The organism is Acinetobacter sp. ACNIH3, assembly GCF_002918965.1.
Taxonomy (GTDB): Bacteria; Pseudomonadota; Gammaproteobacteria; order Pseudomonadales; family Moraxellaceae; genus Acinetobacter; species Acinetobacter schindleri.
In genome coordinates this window covers 1-19,848 of record NZ_PQLP01000047.1, presented here as the reverse complement: position 1 = coordinate 19,848, position 19,848 = coordinate 1, and the positions used below count along the sequence as shown (strand labels likewise).

General features: G+C 45.6%; 16 protein-coding genes and 7 pseudogenes. 10 read left to right on the top strand and 13 right to left on the bottom strand.

Going from position 1 to position 19,848, the window contains the following annotated elements; all coding sequences use genetic code 11:
• Positions 1-688: 688 nt before the first annotated feature.
• Complete coding sequence (locus C3420_RS14140) at positions 689-1,393, top strand: IS6-like element IS1007 family transposase (RefSeq protein ID WP_001067793.1); 705 nt, start codon at positions 689-691, stop codon at positions 1,391-1,393.
• Between the two features lie 122 nt (positions 1,394-1,515).
• Here C3420_RS14140 and merR read toward each other — a convergent pair whose 3' ends face one another.
• Positions 1,516-1,971, bottom strand: a complete 456-nt coding sequence (gene merR / locus C3420_RS14135; RefSeq protein ID WP_001166628.1) for an Hg(II)-responsive transcriptional regulator — start codon at positions 1,969-1,971, stop codon at positions 1,516-1,518.
• 71 nt (positions 1,972-2,042) lie between these two features.
• On the opposite strand from merR, the gene merT reads away from it, so the two are divergent.
• The 7 genes from merT to C3420_RS14095 all read left to right on the top strand — a co-directional run bounded on the left by merT (position 2,043) and on the right by C3420_RS14095 (position 5,753).
• The gene (gene merT / locus C3420_RS14130) at positions 2,043-2,393 is read left to right on the top strand and encodes a mercuric ion transporter MerT (RefSeq protein WP_001294659.1); all 351 of its coding nucleotides are present in this window, start codon (positions 2,043-2,045) and stop codon (positions 2,391-2,393) included.
• A 13-nt stretch (positions 2,394-2,406) separates the two neighbouring features.
• Positions 2,407-2,682 carry a mercury resistance system periplasmic binding protein MerP gene (merP, locus tag C3420_RS14125; RefSeq protein WP_004178136.1) on the top strand — a complete coding sequence of 92 codons (276 nt, stop codon included), beginning with the start codon at positions 2,407-2,409 and terminating at the stop codon, positions 2,680-2,682.
• A gap of 27 nt (positions 2,683-2,709) precedes the next feature.
• Entirely contained in the window at positions 2,710-3,135 is a 426-nt protein-coding gene (merC, locus tag C3420_RS14120) for an organomercurial transporter MerC (RefSeq protein WP_000522997.1), read from the top strand.
• 38 nt (positions 3,136-3,173) lie between these two features.
• On the top strand, positions 3,174-4,859 hold the full coding sequence (merA, locus tag C3420_RS14115) for a mercury(II) reductase (protein WP_103800813.1): 1,686 nt from the start codon (positions 3,174-3,176) through the stop codon (positions 4,857-4,859).
• A gap of 17 nt (positions 4,860-4,876) precedes the next feature.
• A complete protein-coding gene (gene merD, locus C3420_RS14110; RefSeq protein WP_001277463.1) occupies positions 4,877-5,242 on the top strand; it encodes a mercury resistance co-regulator MerD in 366 nt (121 codons plus the stop codon).
• Positions 5,239-5,475, top strand: coding sequence for a broad-spectrum mercury transporter MerE (gene merE / locus C3420_RS14105; protein ID WP_001087807.1), 237 nt, complete (start codon positions 5,239-5,241; stop codon positions 5,473-5,475). The genes merD and merE overlap by 4 nt, the downstream gene beginning before the upstream one ends.
• 65 nt (positions 5,476-5,540) lie before the next feature.
• Complete coding sequence (locus C3420_RS14095) at positions 5,541-5,753, top strand: DUF3330 domain-containing protein (protein ID WP_000993245.1); 213 nt, start codon at positions 5,541-5,543, stop codon at positions 5,751-5,753.
• Positions 5,754-5,803: 50 nt separating this feature from the next.
• Here the strand turns inward: C3420_RS14095 and C3420_RS14090 are convergent, their stop codons facing one another.
• The 5 genes from C3420_RS14090 to C3420_RS14070 form a co-directional block, all read right to left on the bottom strand.
• Complete coding sequence (locus C3420_RS14090; protein WP_005028603.1) at positions 5,804-6,703, bottom strand: cation diffusion facilitator family transporter; 900 nt, start codon at positions 6,701-6,703, stop codon at positions 5,804-5,806.
• An 86-nt stretch (positions 6,704-6,789) separates the two neighbouring features.
• Positions 6,790-9,930: an efflux RND transporter permease subunit gene (locus tag C3420_RS14085; RefSeq protein ID WP_005028604.1), complete on the bottom strand. Its 3,141-nt coding sequence runs from the start codon at positions 9,928-9,930 to the stop codon at positions 6,790-6,792.
• Complete coding sequence (locus tag C3420_RS14080; RefSeq protein ID WP_016658777.1) at positions 9,920-11,149, bottom strand: efflux RND transporter periplasmic adaptor subunit; 1,230 nt, start codon at positions 11,147-11,149, stop codon at positions 9,920-9,922. The genes C3420_RS14085 and C3420_RS14080 overlap by 11 nt, the downstream gene beginning before the upstream one ends.
• Before the next feature lies 1 nt (position 11,150).
• Positions 11,151-12,476 (bottom strand): TolC family protein, encoded by a 1,326-nt coding sequence (locus C3420_RS14075; protein WP_103800812.1) that lies wholly within the window; start codon positions 12,474-12,476, stop codon positions 11,151-11,153.
• A gap of 48 nt (positions 12,477-12,524) precedes the next feature.
• Positions 12,525-12,935, bottom strand: coding sequence for a cation efflux protein, CzcI-like (locus tag C3420_RS14070; RefSeq protein ID WP_197707698.1), 411 nt, complete (start codon positions 12,933-12,935; stop codon positions 12,525-12,527).
• A 607-nt stretch (positions 12,936-13,542) separates the two neighbouring features.
• On the opposite strand from C3420_RS14070, the pseudogene C3420_RS14065 reads away from it, so the two are divergent.
• Positions 13,543-13,779 (top strand): annotated as a pseudogene (locus tag C3420_RS14065) (hypothetical protein); the annotation flags it as partial.
• A 124-nt stretch (positions 13,780-13,903) separates the two neighbouring features.
• On the opposite strand, the pseudogene C3420_RS14060 reads toward C3420_RS14065, so the two are convergent.
• Positions 13,904-14,681, bottom strand: a pseudogene (locus C3420_RS14060) (S16 family serine protease); the annotation flags it as partial.
• A pseudogene (locus C3420_RS14055) lies at positions 14,666-14,821 on the bottom strand (WYL domain-containing protein); the annotation flags it as partial. The pseudogenes C3420_RS14060 and C3420_RS14055, both read right to left, overlap by 16 nt.
• 208 nt (positions 14,822-15,029) lie before the next feature.
• On the opposite strand from C3420_RS14055, the gene C3420_RS14050 reads away from it, so the two are divergent.
• A complete protein-coding gene (locus C3420_RS14050; protein ID WP_000506885.1) occupies positions 15,030-15,359 on the top strand; it encodes a DUF4236 domain-containing protein in 330 nt (109 codons plus the stop codon).
• A 271-nt stretch (positions 15,360-15,630) separates the two neighbouring features.
• On the opposite strand, the gene C3420_RS14045 is transcribed toward C3420_RS14050, so the two are convergent.
• From C3420_RS14045 to C3420_RS14030, 5 genes and pseudogenes are all read right to left on the bottom strand, one after another.
• Positions 15,631-16,863, bottom strand: coding sequence for an ATP-binding protein (locus C3420_RS14045; protein ID WP_001255534.1), 1,233 nt, complete (start codon positions 16,861-16,863; stop codon positions 15,631-15,633).
• A gap of 535 nt (positions 16,864-17,398) precedes the next feature.
• Positions 17,399-17,689: pseudogene (locus C3420_RS17420) on the bottom strand (HNH endonuclease signature motif containing protein); the annotation flags it as partial.
• Positions 17,687-18,135, bottom strand: a pseudogene (locus tag C3420_RS14040) (IS3 family transposase); the annotation flags it as partial. The pseudogenes C3420_RS17420 and C3420_RS14040, both read right to left, overlap by 3 nt.
• Positions 18,136-18,603: 468 nt before the next feature.
• Positions 18,604-18,861, bottom strand: a pseudogene (locus C3420_RS17665) (hypothetical protein); the annotation flags it as partial.
• A gap of 31 nt (positions 18,862-18,892) precedes the next feature.
• Positions 18,893-19,848: pseudogene (locus tag C3420_RS14030) on the bottom strand (IS66-like element ISAba25 family transposase); the annotation flags it as partial.

Genomic DNA, 19,848 nt, shown 5'->3' with positions numbered 1-19,848 from the left:
GCTAGGACCTTCTCTTGAGTAGATTCATCTTGCTGTTCAAGCCACTGATTAAATAGATCTGTCGTAATGACTGTCCACATACCACAACCAAAATATAGATTATAGTCTATATTTTAGAGGCATTATGCTTGTTTTGCAAATGAGAAATGATAGGCAATAAAAAACCCCGGCATCCTGCCAGGGTTTTTTATTGGAACATTAGGTCTCTGTGCTCTTGCGTGTCTTATATAGCGCCATCCTGGTGCTTATTTTTAATTATATGGAACTTCCTGTTCCTGACCACTTAATCATATGAAAATTCTACTGTTCCAGATAGCCGCAAAGGGCCGAGATTGATGTGAGCCAAAGCGTACAAAATAGCCTAAATTTCATCCACAGCAATTGGGGATAGTTTTCGCCCTAGAAGAGCTGAGAACATTGGGAAAATGCCAAAATTGAGCATTTTTTAGACGATTTTATTGGCGAAAGATTACAAATCTGCTTAAAAAAACACGAGTTGTGAAAGCGTGTGTTTTCTGATCTTTTTGGTTTTGGTTTTATTGTGTCAAGTATATGATAAATAACACTATTTAAAAAGACTGTTATTCACCAATTAAAATGTCTATGCGATAAACCATTTAAAATGGGCACTGTTGCAAATAGGCTGACATGATAAGCTAAATATCTTATTTATTTCGAGATACAGCAGATGAATCCCTTCCACGGTCGGCACTTTCAAGGTGAAATCATTCTTTGGGCTGTTCGTTGGTATTGTAAATATGGCATCAGCTATCGTGAACTTCAGGAAATGCTCGCTGAACGTGGAGTGAATGTTGATCACACCACAATTTATCGCTGGGTTCAGCGTTATGCTCCAGAAATGGAAAAACGTTTACGTTGGTATTGGCGTAATCCTACAGATCGACATTTATGGCATCTGGATGAAACTTACGTAAAAGTGAATGGCAAATGGGCATATCTATACCGTGCAGTTGACCAACGTGGCCATACTCTTGATTTCTATCTTTCTGCTAGACGAAATACCCATTCAGCTTATTGTTTTCTTGGTAAGATTTTGAATCATGTCAAAAAATGGCAGATTCCACGAGTCATAAACACTGATAAGGCTCATACCTATGGCCGTGCTTTGTCGCGACTAAAACAGGAAGGAAAGTGTCCTGAAGACCTGGACCATCGACAGATTAAATACAAGAATAACGTGATTGAATGTGATCATGGCAAGCTCAAACGGATCATCAAGGCTACGTTGGGATTCAAGTCTATGAAAACGGCTTATGCCACAATTAAAGGAATTGAGGTTATGCGTGCTCTACGCAAAGGACAAGCTTCATTATTTTATAACGGTAATATTCTAGGAGAAGTTTGGCTAGTAAATAGAGTTTTCGGTCTCTAAGCTTTTTTGAAGGGAAAATCATTGACTCAGATCCCTATTTGCAACAGTGCCGTCAAAACTGCAAGTATGCAGTCTTGACCAGGCATCTAGGGGTCGTCTCAGAATTCGGAAAATAAAGCACGCTAAGGCGTAGTCACCCCGTGACTCCCCCGCGCCGATGCAGCGAGCTTCGTTCCGTCTTGCAGTGACGCAATCAGCGGGCAGGAAACGTTCCCTTTCCGCGCATGGCAGGCGCACACCAGTTCAGACAGCACGGCCTCCATGCGTGCCAAGTCGGCCATCTTCTCGCGCACATCCTTGAGCTTGTGCTCGGCCAGGCCGCTGGCTTCCTCGCAATGGGTGCCATCCTCCAGCCGCAGTAGCTCGGCGATTTCGTCCAGGCTAAAGCCCAGCCGCTGGGCCGATTTCACGAACCGCACTCGTGTTACATCCGCCTCGCCATAGCGGCGAATGCTGCCATAGGGCTTGTCTGGCTCCGGCAGCAGGCCCTTGCGCTGGTAGAACCGGATGGTCTCCACATTGACCCCGGCCGCCTTGGCAAAAACGCCAATGGTCAGATTCTCAAAATTAATTTGCATATCGCTTGACTCCGTACATAACTACGGAAGTAAGCTTAAGCTATCCAAACCAAATTTGAAAGGACAAGCGTATGTCTGAACCACAAAACGGGCGCGGCGCGCTCTTCGCCGGTGGGCTGGCCGCCATTCTTGCGTCGGCCTGCTGCCTGGGGCCGCTGGTTTTGATCGCCTTGGGGTTCAGCGGGGCATGGATCGGCAACCTGACGGTATTGGAGCCGTATCGGCCGATCTTCATCGGCGCGGCGCTGGTTGCACTGTTCTTTGCCTGGCGGCGCATCGTCCGACCGACCGCAGCCTGCAAGCCGGGCGAGGTGTGCGCGATTCCGCAAGTGCGCACCACCTACAAGCTCATTTTCTGGTTCGTCGCCGTGTTGGTCTTGGTCGCGCTTGGTTTTCCCTACGTCATGCCATTTTTCTACTAATCAGGAGTTCATCATGAAAAAGCTGTTTGCCTCCCTCGCTCTCGCCGCTTTCGTTGCCCCCGTGTTCGCCGCCACTCAGACCGTCACGCTGTCCGTGCCTGGCATGACCTGCGCCTCTTGCCCGATCACTGTCAAGCACGCGCTTTCCAAGGTTGAGGGCGTGAGCAAGACCGACGTAAGTTTCGACAAGCGCCAGGCCGTCGTCACCTTCGACGATGCCAAGACCAACGTCCAGAAGTTGACCAAGGCGACCGAGGACGCGGGCTATCCGTCCAGCCTCAAACGCTGATCCGTTAACCGAACTCGGGAGCGACACATGGGACTCATCACGCGCATCGCTGGCAAAACCGGCGCGCTCGGCAGCGTCGTTTCCGCGATGGGCTGCGCCGCCTGTTTTCCTGCCATCGCCAGCTTTGGCGCGGCCATCGGACTGGGCTTCTTGAGCCAGTACGAGGGGCTATTCATTGGCATCCTGCTGCCGATGTTCGCCGGCATCACGTTACTCGCCAATGCTATCGCTTGGCTCAATCATCGACAGTGGCGACGCACGGCGCTCGGCACGATAGGCCCGATCTTGGTGCTGGCAGCGGTGTTTTTAATGCGGGCTTACGGCTGGCAGAGCGGTGGACTGCTCTATGTCGGCCTGGCCTTGATGGTTGGGGTGTCGGTCTGGGATTTCATCTCGCCAGCACATCGCCGCTGCGGGCCGGACAGCTGTGAATTGCCAGAACAACGTGGCTGACGGCAACAGCCGTAGCCACCACAGAAAAGGAAAAATACATGACCACCCTGAAAATCACCGGGATGACCTGCGACTCGTGCGCGGCTCACGTCAAGGAAGCCTTGGAGAAAGTGCCCGGCGTGCAATCGGCGCTGGTGTCCTATCCGAAGGGCACAGCGCAACTCGCCATTGAGGCGGGCACGTCATCGGATGCGCTGACTACCGCCGTGGCCGGACTGGGCTACGAGGCAACGCTTGCCGATGCGCCACCGACGGACAACCGCGCCGGCCTGCTCGACAAGATGCGCGGCTGGATAGGGGCCGCTGATAAGCCCAGTGGCAACGAACGCCCGTTGCAGGTCGTCGTCATTGGTAGCGGTGGCGCGGCAATGGCGGCAGCACTGAAGGCCGTCGAGCAAGGCGCGCACGTCTCGCTGATCGAGCGCGGCACCATCGGCGGCACCTGCGTCAACGTCGGCTGCGTGCCGTCCAAGATCATGATTCGCGCCGCCCACATCGCCCATTTACGTCGGGAAAGTCCGTTCGACGGCGGTATCGCGGCGACTGTGCCTGCGATTGACCGCAGCAAACTACTGGCCCAGCAGCAGGCGCGCGTCGAAGAACTGCGCCATGCCAAGTACGAAGGCATTCTGGACGGCAACCCGGCCATCACCGTTGTACATGGTGAGGCGCGTTTCAAGGATGAGCAGAGCCTGGTCGTCCGTTTAAACGATGGTGGCGAGCGCGTGGTAGCTTTCGACCGCTGCTTAGTCGCCACGGGTGCCAGCCCGGCCGTGCCGCCGATTCCGGGCCTGAAAGAGTCACCCTACTGGACTTCGACCGAGGCCCTGGTCAACGACACCCTTCCCGAACGCCTAGCTGTGATCGGCTCGTCGGTGGTCGCGCTGGAACTGGCGCAAGCCTTCGCCCGGCTGGGCAGCCAGGTCACGATCCTAGCTCGCAACACGCTGTTCTTCCGCGACGACCCGGCCATCGGCGAGGCCGTTACAGCCGCGTTCCGTGCCGAAGGGATCAAGGTATTGGAACACACGCAAGCCAGCCAGGTCGCGCATGTGGACGGCGAATTCGTGCTGACCACCGGGTACGGTGAAATACGCGCCGACCAGCTGCTGGTCGCCACTGGCAGGGCACCGAACACGCGCAGCCTGGCATTGGAAGCGGCGGGAGTCGCTGCCAATGCGCAGGGGGCCATCGTCATCGACAAGGGCATGCGCACCAGTACGCCACACATTTATGCGGCTGGCGACTGCACCGACCAGCCTCAGTTCGTCTATGTGGCGGCAGCGGCCGGCACCCGTGCTGCGATCAACATGACTGGCGGCGATGCGGCCCTGGACCTGACCGCAATGCCGGCCGTGGTATTCACCGACCCGCAGGTCGCCACCGTGGGCTACAGCGAGGCGGAAGCACATCACGACGGGATCGAGACCGACAGTCGCACCTTGACCTTGGACAACGTGCCGCGTGCGCTTGCCAACTTCGACACACGCGGCTTCATCAAGCTGGTCATCGAGGAAGGTAGCGGACGGCTCATCGGCGTGCAAGCGGTGGCCCCGGAAGCGGGTGAACTGATCCAGACGGCGGTGCTCGCCATTCGCAACCGTATGACCGTGCAGGAACTGGCCGACCAATTGTTCCCCTACCTGACCATGGTCGAAGGGCTGAAGCTCGCGGCGCAGACCTTCAGCAAGGACGTGAAGCAGCTTTCGTGCTGCGCCGGATGAGGAAAAGGAGGTGTTCAATGAGCGCCTACACAGTGTCCCGGCTGGCCCTTGATGCCGGGGTGAGCGTGCATATCGTGCGCGACTACCTGCTGCGCGGATTGCTACGGCCGGTCGCGTGCACCACGGGCGGCTACGGCTTGTTCGATGACACCGCGTTGCAACGGCTGCGCTTTGTACGGGCTGCCTTCGAAGCGGGTATCGGCCTGGACGCACTGGCGCGGCTGTGCCGGGCGCTGGATGCTGCGGACGGTGACGGTGCGTCTGCGCAGCTTGCCGTGTTGCGGCAACTCGTCGAGCGTCGGCGCGAGGCCCTGGCCAGCCTCGAAATGCAACTGGCCGCCATGCCAACCGAACCGGCACAGCACGCGGAGAGTCTGCCATGAACAGCCCAGAGCACTTGCCGTCTGAGACGCACAAACCGATCACCGGCTACTTGTGGGGCGCGCTGGCCGTGCTCACCTGTCCCTGCCATTTGCCGATTCTCGCCATTGTGCTAGCCGGCACGACGGCCGGCGCGTTCATCGGGGAGCACTGGGGTATTGCAGCCCTCACGCTGACCGGCTTGTTTGTCCTGTCTGTGACGCGGCTGCTGCGGGCCTTCAAGGGAAGATCATGACCGCTTCCCAGCCAGCCGAGAGTGGGCAGCTTTGAGCTTCGCTACCAATCTGGAGGAGTACCACCATGAACGCAAACGCCCCGAACACTGCCAGTTGCACCACCTGCTGCGTATGCTGCAAAGAAATTCCGCTCGATGCCGCCTTCACCCCGGAAGGCGCGGAATACGTCGAACATTTCTGCGGGCTGGATTGCTATGAACGCTTCCAGGCACGCGCCAAGGCCGCGACAGAATCTGACATTGCGCCTGTTCCTGGCGGTTCGCAGCCGTCAGATTGAAGCATACTTTAAAGTTACACAAAACATCTATATGAAGACTAAAGTCCAAATTAGTGTTTATGTTGGTTCAATGTATTACATTTCGTATTTTCTATTTGTAACGTAATTTCAGTAATATTATGATTATGTTTTAGAACTTCTAAGGCCTTTTGATAGAGTTGATCTGTATTGCTATTCGGAGCAACCAAATGAGCAGTTAAATGAATATTTCTTGAGGATATAGCCCAGACTTTCAACTGATGAATCCCTTCAACGCCCTCTAGCTTCAATAAATCATTTCTTAACGACTCAATATCAATCTCATCAGGAACTCCTTCAAGCAGAATATGAATACTTTGTTTTAATAAAATCCAAGTTCGAGGTAAGACCCAGAAGCCAATTAACACAGCGATTACGGTATCAACCCACATCCACTGGGTAAAATAAATAACTATTCCTCCGATAATCACGCCTATCGATCCTAGAGCATCACTAAGAACTTCTAAATATGCACCTTTTATATTTAGACTTCCTTCAGCACTAGCAGAAAGGATTTTCATTGAAATCAAATTTATGACCAAACCAATGACCGCGACAATCATCATTCCAACACTTTGAATTTCAGCAGGATTCGTAAAACGTTGATAAGCTTCATATACAATATATATTGCTACCACAAAAAGCATCACCGCATTAAACAGAGCCGCTAAAATTTCAAATCGCTGATAGCCAAAAGTTCTTTTATCATCTGCGGCTTTTTTACCAATTTTGATAGCGGCAAGAGCAATAGCTAAAGCGGCTACATCAGTAAACATATGAGCTGCATCAGATAACAAAGCCAAACTTTGGGTAATAAAAGCAGCGACAACTTCTACTATTAAAAAAGTAGTCGTTAAACCTAAGGCAACCATTAACTTCTTACTATTTTCTTCAGTAACAACCGCATGGCTATGATCATGATGTTCTGACATAAAATATTTTCCTTATTCTATTTATGATGAGCAGAGATATTGGATAACAGCCAATATCTCTGCTGTAAATCGACTAATCTATTGGATTAAGAAACTTTCTTTTCATTTATCCAACGATAAAGCACGGGTAACAGCACCAAAGTTAGTAATGTTGAAGAGATAATCCCGCCAATCACTACGGTTGCCAGTGGCCGTTGAACCTCAGCCCCTGTTCCGGTTGCCAGCGCCATTGGTACAAAACCCAGTGAAGCCACACAAGCTGTCATCAACACTGGTCTTAAGCGCAAAATAGCCCCTTGCCACACGGCTTTATGCACTGGATATTTGTCCCTTAATTCCTTAATAAAGGTCAGCATTACCAGTCCATTGAGGACTGCAACACCAGATAAGGCAATAAAGCCAATTCCAGCTGACATCGATAATGGAATATCCCTTAGCCAAAGGAACAGCACACCACCGGTCAAGGCAAAGGGTACCCCGGTAAAGACCAATAGACTTTCTTTGACATTGTGAAAGACCGCCATCAGTAAAATAAAGATAGTGATTAAAGCCAGTGGAATCACGATTTGCATCCGTGCTTTGGCTGAAGCCAAATTTTCAAACTGACCGCCATATTCTATCCAATAACCACTTGGCAAAGTGTATGCTTTGAGCTGTGTCTGTACATCAGAAACAAAAGACCCTAAATCACGCCCTTCAACATTCGTTGTAACCACAACTCGGCGTTTACCATTTTCTCGACTGACTTGGTTGATTCCTTCAATGGTCGAGACTTGCGCGACATCCGACAATAAAATACTGCCACCATTTGGAAGCTGAATAGGTAACTGGGAAACAGATGCGACACTACGGTCTTGCTCTCCAAGACGGATAACAAAATCAAAACGACGATCGCCTTCTAAAATCTCTCCCACGCTTTGTCCACCAATACTTGCAGCCACCACATCCTGAATAGATTTCACACTCAAGCCATACTGGGCAGCTAAAGCTTTATCAATCTCTACATTGAGTAAAGGCAGACCCGAAGTTTGTTCAACTTTCACCGCACTGCTACCTGCGACTTGCTGAATGATTTTCGCGATTTTTGCAGCCTCAGTATTCAAAACCTGCATGTCATCACCAAAAACCTTCACCCCCACATCACTGCGTATACCTGAAATCAGTTCATTAAAACGTAGCTCAATAGGCTGAGAAAACTCACTGTTATTGCCGGGAATTGTCGCAAGATAAGCTTCCATTCGGGTTCGAAGTGCATCTAGGCTTTCTTTTGAATCTGGCCATTCCTCACGTGGTTTCAGCATGATATAACCATCGGAAATATTCGGTGGCATCACATCTGTCGCCACTTCAGCAGTCCCGGTACGGGCAAATATAGCTTTAATTTCGGGAAAGTTTTTCAGTAAAAGCTTTTCGGTATTTTCCTGAATACGTAAAGACTCTTCCAAGCCTGTGCTTGGAGAACGTAATTGCTGTACCGCAAAATCACCTTCACTCAGCTGGGGTGCAAACTCACTGCCAATCTTCGTGCTGAGCAGACCCGTAATGACCAGGAGACAAATGGCAAAAGTTAAAACCACCGCTTTGTAATGATAGGCTCCATCCAATATCTGTTGATATCGGGTTTTGAGCCAGATCATCCAACGGCTTTCCGTTTCTTTGATCTCCCCTTTAACCCATAAAGCAACTGCAGCGGGCACAAAGGTGATCGATAAAATAATAGCTGCCACCAGTGCGAGAACAACGGTTAAAGCCATCGGATGAAATAGTTTTGCTTCTACACCACTTAAAGCAAAAATCGGCAAATACACCACCAAAATAATAAGCTGACCAAAAATAAGAGGACGACGTGCTTGGCGGGCAGCCAGAAAAACTTCCTTAAAGCGTTCACTTTGTGTGAGAGGTCGTTTTAACAGTTGCTGTGTATGGGCTAAACGCCGGATACAGTTTTCGACAATCACCACAGCACCATCGACAATGATGCCGAAATCGAGTGCACCTAAACTCATCAGATTGGCACTGATATTTTTCTGTGCCATCCCGGTTAAGGTAAACAGCATAGAGAGTGGAATGACACAGGCAGTAATCAAGGCAGCACGGATATTCCCTAAAAACAGGAACAGAATGATGATGACCAGGATTGCTCCCTCTACCAAGTTTTTCTGAACGGTTTTAATCGCCTTCTCAACCAAGGTAGTACGGTCGTACACCGGTTCAATCACTACCCCTTTAGGCAAACTATTCTGAATATCTTGAAGCTTGGCATCCACAGCTTTAGAAACAGTCCGGCTATTTCCACCCATCGCCATCATGGCAATCCCTAAAACGGTTTCTTTGCCGTTATAGGTTGCCCCACCGGTTCTTAAATCATGCCCAATAGAGACTTGCGCAATATCACCAACCCGAATTGGGCTGCCATTTGGGCTACCCAGCATGGTGTTCTCAATATCAGAAAGCCCATTGAATGTACCCGGTACACGTACCGTCAGTTGCTGACCATTGTCTTCAATATAACCTGCACCTCGGTTCTCATTATTTTGCGCTAAAGCCTGTTGCAGTTGTTCTAATGAGATATTCAGTTGCTGCATCCGGTTTAAATCGGGAGAGACCACATAGGTTTTTTCAAAACCACCAATACTGTTGACCTCTGCAACTCCCTTAACACGTTGCAGTTGAGGACGCACAATCCAGTCCTGAATCTCACGCAAATCCATCGGCGTGTATGCAGTTCCATCCGGCTTTTTCGCATTCGGATCTGCCTTCAGTACCCATTGATAAATCTCACCGAGACCCGTAGAAACGGGGGACATCGTCGGTGCGATTTGTGCAGGCAACTCAGATTGCGCCTCCTGTATCCGTTGGTTAATCTGCTGACGGGCCCAATAAATATCAGTCCCATCTTTAAAGACAATGGTGACTTGAGAGAGTCCATAACGGGATATGGAACGGGTAAGCTCCAGATCCGGAATGCCAGCCATGGCATTTTCAATGGGATAGGTAATCCGCTGTTCGACTTCAAGCGCAGTAAAACCCTTGGCTTGAGTATTAATCTGGACTTGGGTATTGGTAATATCGGGTACAGCATCAATCGGGAGTTTCTGATAGCTATACACCCCGACCGCAATCCAGGTACAGACAAAGAGCAACACCCAAATCGCATTTTGTATGGAAAACTGAATGATTCGTTCGAATAAACCTTCTGGTTTTGGCAGATCAGAATTAATGTTCATGGCCTGCCTCGTCTTTTTCTAATTCAGATTTCAACAAGAAACTGCCTTGAGCGATATACTTCTGCCCTTCAGTCAGCCCAGAAATCACTTCAAGCCATTGTCCATCACTTGAAGCCTGCCCCAATTGCACTTTCTGTGCTTTTAAGTGGACTTGACCTTTTTGTTCTGAATCTACGATGAAAATACTGTCTTCACCTTCAATACTTTGCAGCGCAGACTTTTGAATCCGAAGGGCTGATTTTGCTGTAGCTTCCGGAATCAACACTCTCACTAACACATTAGAACGCAACTCAGTAGCTTGCGCATCGAGTTTTGCGCGCACCACCAGACGCCCTGTTTGTACATCTGCCTGAGAGGTTAAGCTTTGTACAGTAGCTTTATAGATTTGATCTGAATCATTCACTTTAAAGTCAATTTTTTGCCCGGCTTGCAGTTGACCTGAGAATTGATTCGGCAAATTAAACTCAAGCCATAAATCTTTCAGCTGTTCAATGACAAAGAGCTGATTAGCCAGTTGCACATTTTCACCGACCACAATATCTTTTTGACTGATCACCCCAGAGATCGGTGCTTTAATCAGAAAACGCCCATTGTTATTGCCACTTGCACCTAATGCATTTAAACGTGCTTGTGAGGACTGGACAGTAATCTGCGCTTGACGGTAGGCATTTTCGGCACGCTGGTAATCCTGTTTGGCAGAAATCCCCTGTGACCAGAGTTGCTGTTCGCGCTGGTAATCTTTACGGGCCAAATCCAGATTCACCTGTGCCATACGCAGATTTGCCTGTTGGTCGATCAGTTCAGGCACGATTAGTACAGCCAGCGTTTGTCCTTTTTGCACGCTCTGTCCTAAAGCCACATTGACCTGCTCGACATGACCACTAAAATTAGGCGATATATGCGCTTGTTGATCGGTATTCACCACCAATTTACCTGGCAGGGTTGTCAGCTTTTCAACCAATCCTGTGGATGCAACAGCAACTTTTAAACCTTGTTCAACCATTTGTTGGCTGGTCAGTTGTATTTCGCCTTCTTCAGCATGTCCTTCTTCAGAACTATCTTCATCAGAATGTTCGGCATTTCCCTCATCATGACCATGCCCCTCAGATTCAGTTTTTTTTGAACTTAACCAAATAACCAGACTGACCAAGACCGTAATCAGAATCAAAATTGCAATCATGAGAGACTGGGATATTTTTCCGTTTTGCTTGGCGTTCATTTTATCGTGCTCCCCCATTGATTAAATTTTGCGATGCTTCGACTGCCTTTTTATTCAGTTGTGTATAGGCATCCGAACGGCTAATTTCTTCATAACTTGTGCCAATACTGAGTGCCTCAGCTGCGAGGGCAGTTTGCCAAGCTTGACGTAGAATTTGTAATTGACCCAATCGAAGATTCTGCAGTTGGGTGGTTGCTTGCTGAACGTCGGTAATGGACAGTTTCCCTGCCTGAAACCCTTGTAAAGTACGGCTCTGAACTTTGGTCGCCAAAGTAACTTGTGCTGTTGTGGCATCGAACTGGCTACGTAAACCTTTGAGCTGATGCATGCTGTTGGCAATATTGAGTATTTGTTGCTTCAGCTCACGCTGCTGCTGTTGGTTCAGCAATATTTGCTGTTGCTGGACCATCGGGATCGCATATTGCTGGCGGTTGAAAATATTCAGTGGAATAGCCACGCCGATTGCCAAAGTCGTATCGTTGCTTTCATTAGGGGTTTTGCTACGTTTCATGCCTACATTTAAAGTCGGATTGGGACGTGCCTGAATTCTTAAATTTTCAATTTGATGATCCGATTGCTGAATGTTCAAGGCATAGAATTTTTCTAGCCACCCTTCAGCAATATACCGTTGCACAGTTTGGAGACTTTGCTCTGGCCAAGGGATAGCGGTTTTATTCAGTTGAAGATGTGAAGATGTTTCTCCCCCCCACAAATTAGACAGCTGACGACCGGCAGCTTGTTGATTCAGCATCGCTTGCTGATAAAGTCGTTGGATTTCTAGCGCTTCAATTTGGGTACGCTCAAAATCAACCAGGGCAATACTGCCTGCCTGATAGCGTTTCTGGGCACTATCCAGATTGGCTTTACTTGTTTTTAACTGTACTGAATAAGCAGACTGCTCAACCTCAGCAAGTGCAAATTGCGACCAGGCAAATTTAACAATCAGTTGGCTTTGTGCCTTCCATAATTGCTGTTGCAATTGGATTTGTTGATTCGAGGTATTGGCAATCACCCGGTTCAGCTTACGCTGACCAAATATATCTAGAGGTTGACTAACGCCAACATTGAATTCCTGTTCTTGACCTGAGCCAAAGCCAGACTGTTCTAAACTTATACTTGGATTCTGCCATAACCGACTTTGCTGAATATTCAATTCAGATATTTGCTGAACTTGTTGCCACAGCTTGTCTTGAGTCTGGTAACTTTGTACTTTTGCTAAAGCGGATTCAAAGCTGGTAACGTTTTCAGCATAGCTATATTGCATAGCCGCTGCACATATACAAGCAACCAAGCTATGACGCAAGAGTATAATTGATTGTGAAGACATGATTTTTCCCACTTATTTAAATAATAAAAGTGGTGGGAATGTTTTAGGCTACCCCACCATGAGCGGGGAAAATTCGGGAGGTGGGCTTTGTTGAAACAGGTCAGGAGCCTGATAGCTGTTTTTCCAATGAAATTGTGGATTCACTTTAACTTCAGAGCTTGGATGAAACACATCTACTTTTTCATTTTGTACAATCAAATGCATCATCGATGGTAGATGATCTTGATGATCTTCACCGATTTCTAAATCGCTACTGAATGTTTTTATGTTTTCTGACTGTCCATTATGATCGTGTTGACGACTATCGCTGGCACACAAGGTATTTTGGTGATGACCAAAATGATAACTCTGCTGTGATTGAGGCTGTTGTTCATGGACACAAAAGGCCGCCGCCACATTCCAAAAGCTTTGGAACATGAACAATCCAACCAAGACTGTAATCCATGTAGTAGAACGCATCATCATAACAATCGAAAAATTTGTACCAAGTATAAGGCTTAGAGCCACTCCAAGGTCAAGCTTAATAAATTAAATTAAACATTCAATGAACACTGAATAGCCGGCACTTTTGCAAATTTACCTTGTCTCTATAAGCTCACATCAATTTCAGGTAAGAATAACAATAGATAGACACAAGAACTTCAAGGTACGACGAAATCATACAAAGTAATCCCATATGAAAACTTCGGTATGATGGCTGTTTTTTATTAGCTACATATTTTTGAATAGCCACCAAAATTCTAGACACACATAACCATCTTTTGATGGGCCTTTTCATAATCTAACTGTCAAAACATTAGAACAACTATTACACATATTCTATATGAGCGTGGACTACACTCCAGCTGAGATTTCATTATTAACGAGCGAATAGCTTTAATTAAAAAGCCCTCATAAAAATTATGAGGGCTTAACCAGACTGTGATTATTTCAAACTAATGATGAACCGTACCGGGTTTGTCGGAGACTTTTTATTTAAGTTAGGCCACCTGACCTAACGGGTTAATCTTATCATAGTACATTGCTTCAAACTCAAAAGGCGATACATTGTCAACGGCATTCTAAAATTGACCCCTTTTACCTTACAAATGGCAAAGTAAAATTGACCCCTGAAATCAGAGAAAGAGCGGTTCAATTACTAATTGAATCTGAAAAAGATTATCCTTCTACTTGGGCAGCAATCACAGCTATTGCTCCTAAAATCGGTTGTACTCCTGAAACATTGCGTGTTTGGTATCAAAAATATTTAGATCAACAAAATCCTGTCAAAATACAACAGATATCTGATCAAGAAAAAATGAAGGGTAATCCCCCCCTAAAATACTAGCTCTTTAAAAGAGGCAGTATTATGCTTTTACAACATGGTGTTTAACTTGAGAAACTGAATTTAAAACAATCTACTGTAACTCTTCCAGACAGATATGAAATTAATCCACCCCTAGCCCCTTAAACACAGCATCTACCGGATCTGCATAAAAGCTGGTCTGGAACTTGGTAAACAGTTCCACAGGAATCGTTGGGATATCTGCCGCACTACTCATTGGCAAAGCAACCTTCTTGGCACCCGCATCAAAAGCAACTTGAAGACATTCGGCAATACTTTCCACCGGTGTCACAGAACCACCCAAGCTCATATCACCCAGTACCACCATCTGACTTTGAACCGATCGTCCTAAGAGGCCAGAAGCGAAAGCCACTAAACTTGGCAGAGCAAGATGGCTGAGCGGCCCGGTATTCTGTAACTCCACCACATGTAAGTGGAAGTCATGTTCCAGCACCTTACTGCCCCCCGAGATCCGGGATGCATTGGCCTTGAAGTAGTCAAAAGCAATCTTGACCTGTTCTTTGGCACTACTTGAATTCCATAAGCCAGATGTCGCCAACTTTCCTGAACCTTTAGTGACTTGCAGTTCTAAGCGGTATAAGCCTGGCATGCCCTTATTACTAAGACCAATGGTATACAGGAAGCCTGGTTTAGCAGGACCTTCGGGAATAAGTCCACCTCCACCCTGCTCTTTTACCGAAACAAAATGCTCTTCTAGGGTGTCATTGTCGATATAGCTAAAATGCACATCATAGAATTCCATCCCTCCAATTTTTCTTCAGCTGTTCTTTGACCCGACGGCGCACCTGCAGTGCATATTCCAGGCATTGCCGTACATCTTCTTTGTTAAACTGACCATGTGGGTATACAGCGTATTGTAACGCTTGATATCCGCAGAAGCCTGCTGTCGACTGAGCCCAAACCAGCTCATTAAACGATTGGTAACCAAACGACCTTCCCAGTAAGCAAGCAGCTCGATCGCTCGCATTCGTAGCAGGACTTCATGCTTATCTGTCGTCATATACCAATCAGTCAATAAATAGCAGCTTTAAGATTACCCTACAGCAAATATACAGTAAACATTTTTGACGGTATTTAAAGGTAGTATTGCAATCACCAGATAAAAAATATACTAGTATCCTGATGATAGCCGTCAAAGTACGATCTCTAGCAGATCATGGATCCTGGTATAGCGCGTGAATTGAGCTAAGTTTTAGAATGAGAGCAATATGGGTTTTAGATTTCGTAAAAGTATTAAATTATTCCCGGGTTTTAAAATTAATCTGACCCATAAAGGCATCAGCAGTGCCAGCATTGGCAAACCTGGTGCTTCTCTAAATATTGGGAAAAAAGGTACGCGAACCAGTGTCGGTATTCCTGGTACGGGACTATCTTACTCTAAACACCAGCCTTACTCTAAAAAAACCCGTGTTCCACAACCGACATCGCTAGAACACACGGAATATAATCCTCAGAATTTAGAACAACCGAAGACAAAGATCTGGCCTTGGATTATTTTTGGAATATTGTGTTTTATGGTGGGTGCCGTCATTTTTTAGCAAGAACAGCATTGTATTTTAATCAAAAAAAATGCCCAGATGGATGAATGGGCAAACTAAGGAATTAATATCCTTCAGAAACTCCAGCGCAATTCTCGCTACTTTCAGTAAGCGACTCTGGCTCAATCATGATAGTCTGACTCAATCGAATCGAGGTAAATCGATCCATCACAATTGGAGCAGAAATTATGCTTGAATACATTCTTGAATGATGCTGAAAAGTCTTTGAGTTTTAATTAATAAATAAGAGTATCCATGTCTACCCTCAACTTTACTTATTTTCAGATAGCAACCAATCGAGAGCACTCATTTTTACAATACCATTATAATTCGCTTCAGTCCCTATCGTGTCTAAGGTAAGCAAATACTTGGGATACGAATCAGAAATTTTCTGTAATGGACGTAACTCTCGGCTGAGTGTCTCCTCATTGAGCGTTTCTAATGCCACCTGATAATAAGTTAAATTCTGTAAAGTATCGACAGCAACAAAATCAATTTCATATTCATCAACCCGCCCTACATAGACCGTATAACCTCGTCTGACAAGCTCAAGATAAATCACATTTTCTAAGATATGACCTTGATCAGCATTAGCATCAGGCAACATAATCCGGCGCAATCCGACATCAACTAAATAGTATTTTTCAGAGGATTGTAATAACTCACGCCCGCGTACTTTAAACTGTGCGGCACTATAAAATAACAAACTGTCCTGTAAGCCCTGAATATAGCGTTTTACTGTTTCAAATGAAATCTTAACCCCACTTGAAACAAAGGTATTTTTAATTTTATTGATGGAAATAGGTGAGCCTGTCACGCTTGCCAAATATCTTGCGACACGCTCGAGAGAGTTAATATCGGCAGTATTCAAACGAGGAATAACATCTTTAAACATTACACTGGCATAGACCGCTTGCAAGTAATCATAAGTTTCCTGCTGGCTAGTCATGGCAAGCGTATAAGGGAAACTACTGCGCGTATACATGGCATACAAATCACGATTGGATAATTGTTGGATGATCGGATTATTTTCAATATGCCACTGTTTAAATTCTTGGAATGACAGAGGTAGAACGTGTTGCTCGATATAGCGTCCTGTAAGTAAAGTCGCAAGTTCTCCACTTAGAAAGAATGCATTTGAGCCTGTAATATATAAATCGATATAATCCCGAACATATAAAGAGTCGACTACTTTCTCAAAATTTGTAACATGTTGTATTTCATCTAAAAAAACATAGTTTTTTTTACTTTTATCAACTTTGGACAATACATAATCATGTAGTTTACGGTAATCGGTGAGTTCTTCAAATTCCATAAATTCGAAGTTGATGGCAATGATGTTTTCGGCTTGTACACCCTGTGCTTTTAGGTCTTGTTGAAACATCGCCAATAAGGTGGATTTTCCAGAGCGACGCACACCTGAAAGTACTTTAATGACATCACGGTCTTGCCATGTATTCAGAAATTTTAAGTAGCCATCACGTCGAATATTAGCGCTTCTCATTATTTACACTTAGAATCTAAAGTTTTAATAAATTCTATCAAATTTTAGAACATATATGTAAATATATTTAATTTTAGAAAAAGTTTAAAGGTTAAGTGAAACATTCAAAGCTACTGTAGAAGCATGTAAACAGCAGATCTGATCAAAATCCAAATTCTGTCTTTTTGATTATTTTCCATGTTATGTTATTTCATTGATGCTACGAGTTAACTGCTATATAAATTAAGTGAAAAGTAAATGGAACTAAGATGTTAACTAGAGTGGAACTCATTTTTATTGTGCTAATGGTATCAGCCTTATTGCGTATGAATTGCTAAAAGGTTTATTTTAAAGTCACCTATACATGTTTTTGATCAAAAAAAATGCCCATAGGGGGAATCTATAGGCAAAACTAAGGACCTTGACGGTCATTCAGAAACTACAGCTAGTTTCTGGTTGTGATTCTAAAGTGAATTAAAAACAACCACATTGGCTGAATATATCAAAAGTTAAATCATTGATAAATTTTAGAAAATTAATTTACCCCCTCTGCTGCTCAATACAGTAATTCACCAAACAAATCCGCTCTAATCTCTTCCAGGCTCAGATCTGATTTCATCCTATTACAGATGGGATGAACCAGCAGACCATTCTCTAGAACGCCTTGCCCACCTACGGCTTTGGCAATCCTATGATCCGATTCAGTAGAATCAAGATAGATCAATCCATCACAAATGAGGCAAAAGTTATGATTACCCACCACAAAATTGTGCTTAAGCAGACTCTTGGTTAATGCCGAAAAGGCCTTTGGCTTTGGCCGAGAAATTGGACTAATCGACTCCACATAGTCGAGATGAATTTCATCGATCAGACGCATCCAACTCAAATCAGTTGATGAAATCTCTTTGGGCTTGTAATACAACGTACTGCGATTGATTTGAATCAATTGCGATTGTTGTCGTACCGAAAGTTGATGGGTCTTATCGATCATTTTTTGCCGCTCAGCTGCCCTATTTTTCTGAGCGCACCTTCTAAAAAATCAATTTGCAATGCCTGATGTCCTATCTTGGCATGTAAAGCTTTGAGGTCAATCTCTGGTTCTTGTTGTGCTGTTGGTCGTGAAAAAATATTGACTGATTGCTCAAGCAGTTGATTTTTCCAATCGATGATTTGGTTTTGATGTAAATCGAATTGAGTAGAAAGTTCAGCGAGTGTGTGGTCGCCTTTAATTGCTGCGAGAGCAACTTTAACTTTAAACTCTGCTGAATGATTACGACGTTTTCTTCGTGTCATGGTTGACTCCAAAAACAAGCATTTCCCATGCTTATTGGGGAGTAGATTATCACTTATAGGCGTGGTCTAAAATCCTATACCCACATCATATGGATCAAATTGAAAGCGAAGAAAAAAATCAAATTCGCGGATTTTCAGGTCTTTTAATCACTTATTAAGCTTAGGCTATTTCCCCTAAGGAATCATGTTACATAGCTTCCAGCAGCAGACAAAACACAATAGATAATGCGATGTTTTTTGGTTCTGTTGATCCATAAAAAATACTTAAGTCGCTATTATTAAGCTATAAATGAGCAGCAAGAAATTTTCCTAGTCAGGTAAATGATATTCATGCACACGTAGCTATCTCGAACGAATTCACAGAATTTGGCTGCACTTATATCCAAGTTGTCACTTGAAATTAGCTCAATTAAGGTAGCGCTGTCTTTCAAACCTTTGTGTAACAAAGCGTGCGTAAGTCATATATACTTAGATTCTGATATGATCTCCAATCGCTAAATATCGTACACTCAACCACGCAAGTACCCATCGCACGGCGCTTAATGACGCTTGTTGAGACATTATTCTAAAATAATCATATTTATTATGTTTCATCACTACCGGAAAAAACTGATGTTCTATAAGAAGTGAAAGCATAGGTTTATCTTCTGCCGTAAAATGCATCAATACTTTTGTTACATTACTTTCATACAACCATTTTTTTATTAACCAATTATAAGTGTCTGAGTAAGCGTCCGCTGAATCCCATACCTATTTTTTAATTCGATTTAGGTTTCCAGCAGTGCGGCAGCAATTCTTCAATTTGGGTCACTTTGTGTGTCGGTAACCTTTTCAGCACATCACTTAAATAGGCATACGGATCCAAGCCATTCAGCTTTGCTGACTGGATTAAAGTCATGATGTTTGCCGCTCGCTGACCACTGCGCAGCGAACCTGCAAACAGCCAGTTCTTGCGTCCCAACGCCCAGGGACGCATCTGATTCTCTACCCAATTGTTGCATATCGGTAGATTGCCATCATCCAGATAGCGGCTTAAGGCTGGCCAACGCTTCAGAGTGTAATTGATAGCCTTGGCGGTGGGAGAACTCGATGGCACTGTCAGATGATGTTGGTTGAGCCATTCATATAGTTGTTGCATCACTGGTTGACTATGCTGTTGTCGGTATTCGCGGCGGTCTTCCGCTGTACCATCGGTCTTTTTCCTGAGTTCTGCTTCTATCGCATACAGTTTCTGAATCAGCACTAAGGCCTGTTCAGCAACCTGACTTTTCCCAGTTACATGCAGTTCATGGAATTTACGACGTGCATGGGCCATGCACCCCACCTCAATCACCTGGCCTGATTTAAAACGTGCTTTATAACCACTGTAATCATCACAGACTAGATAGCCCTGCCAGCCTTTCAAGAACTCTTCAGCATGCTGGCCTGAACGACTATCCTGAAAGTCATAGATCACCGCCTGAACTGGATTATACTGTGTGGTGGCATAGGCCCAGACATAACCTTTCTTCGGTTTTTTATTATTCTCACCCATCCGCATGATGGTGACCGGTGTTTCATCTGCATGCAGCACCCGCTGTTGCAGCACCACCTCTTTTAAGGCATTGGCCAGAGGTTCCAGTTCTACACCGCAGCGACCTATCCAGTCAGATAAAGTGGATCTGGACAGATCAATGCCAGCCCGCTGATAGATCAGGCGCTGACGGTACAGCG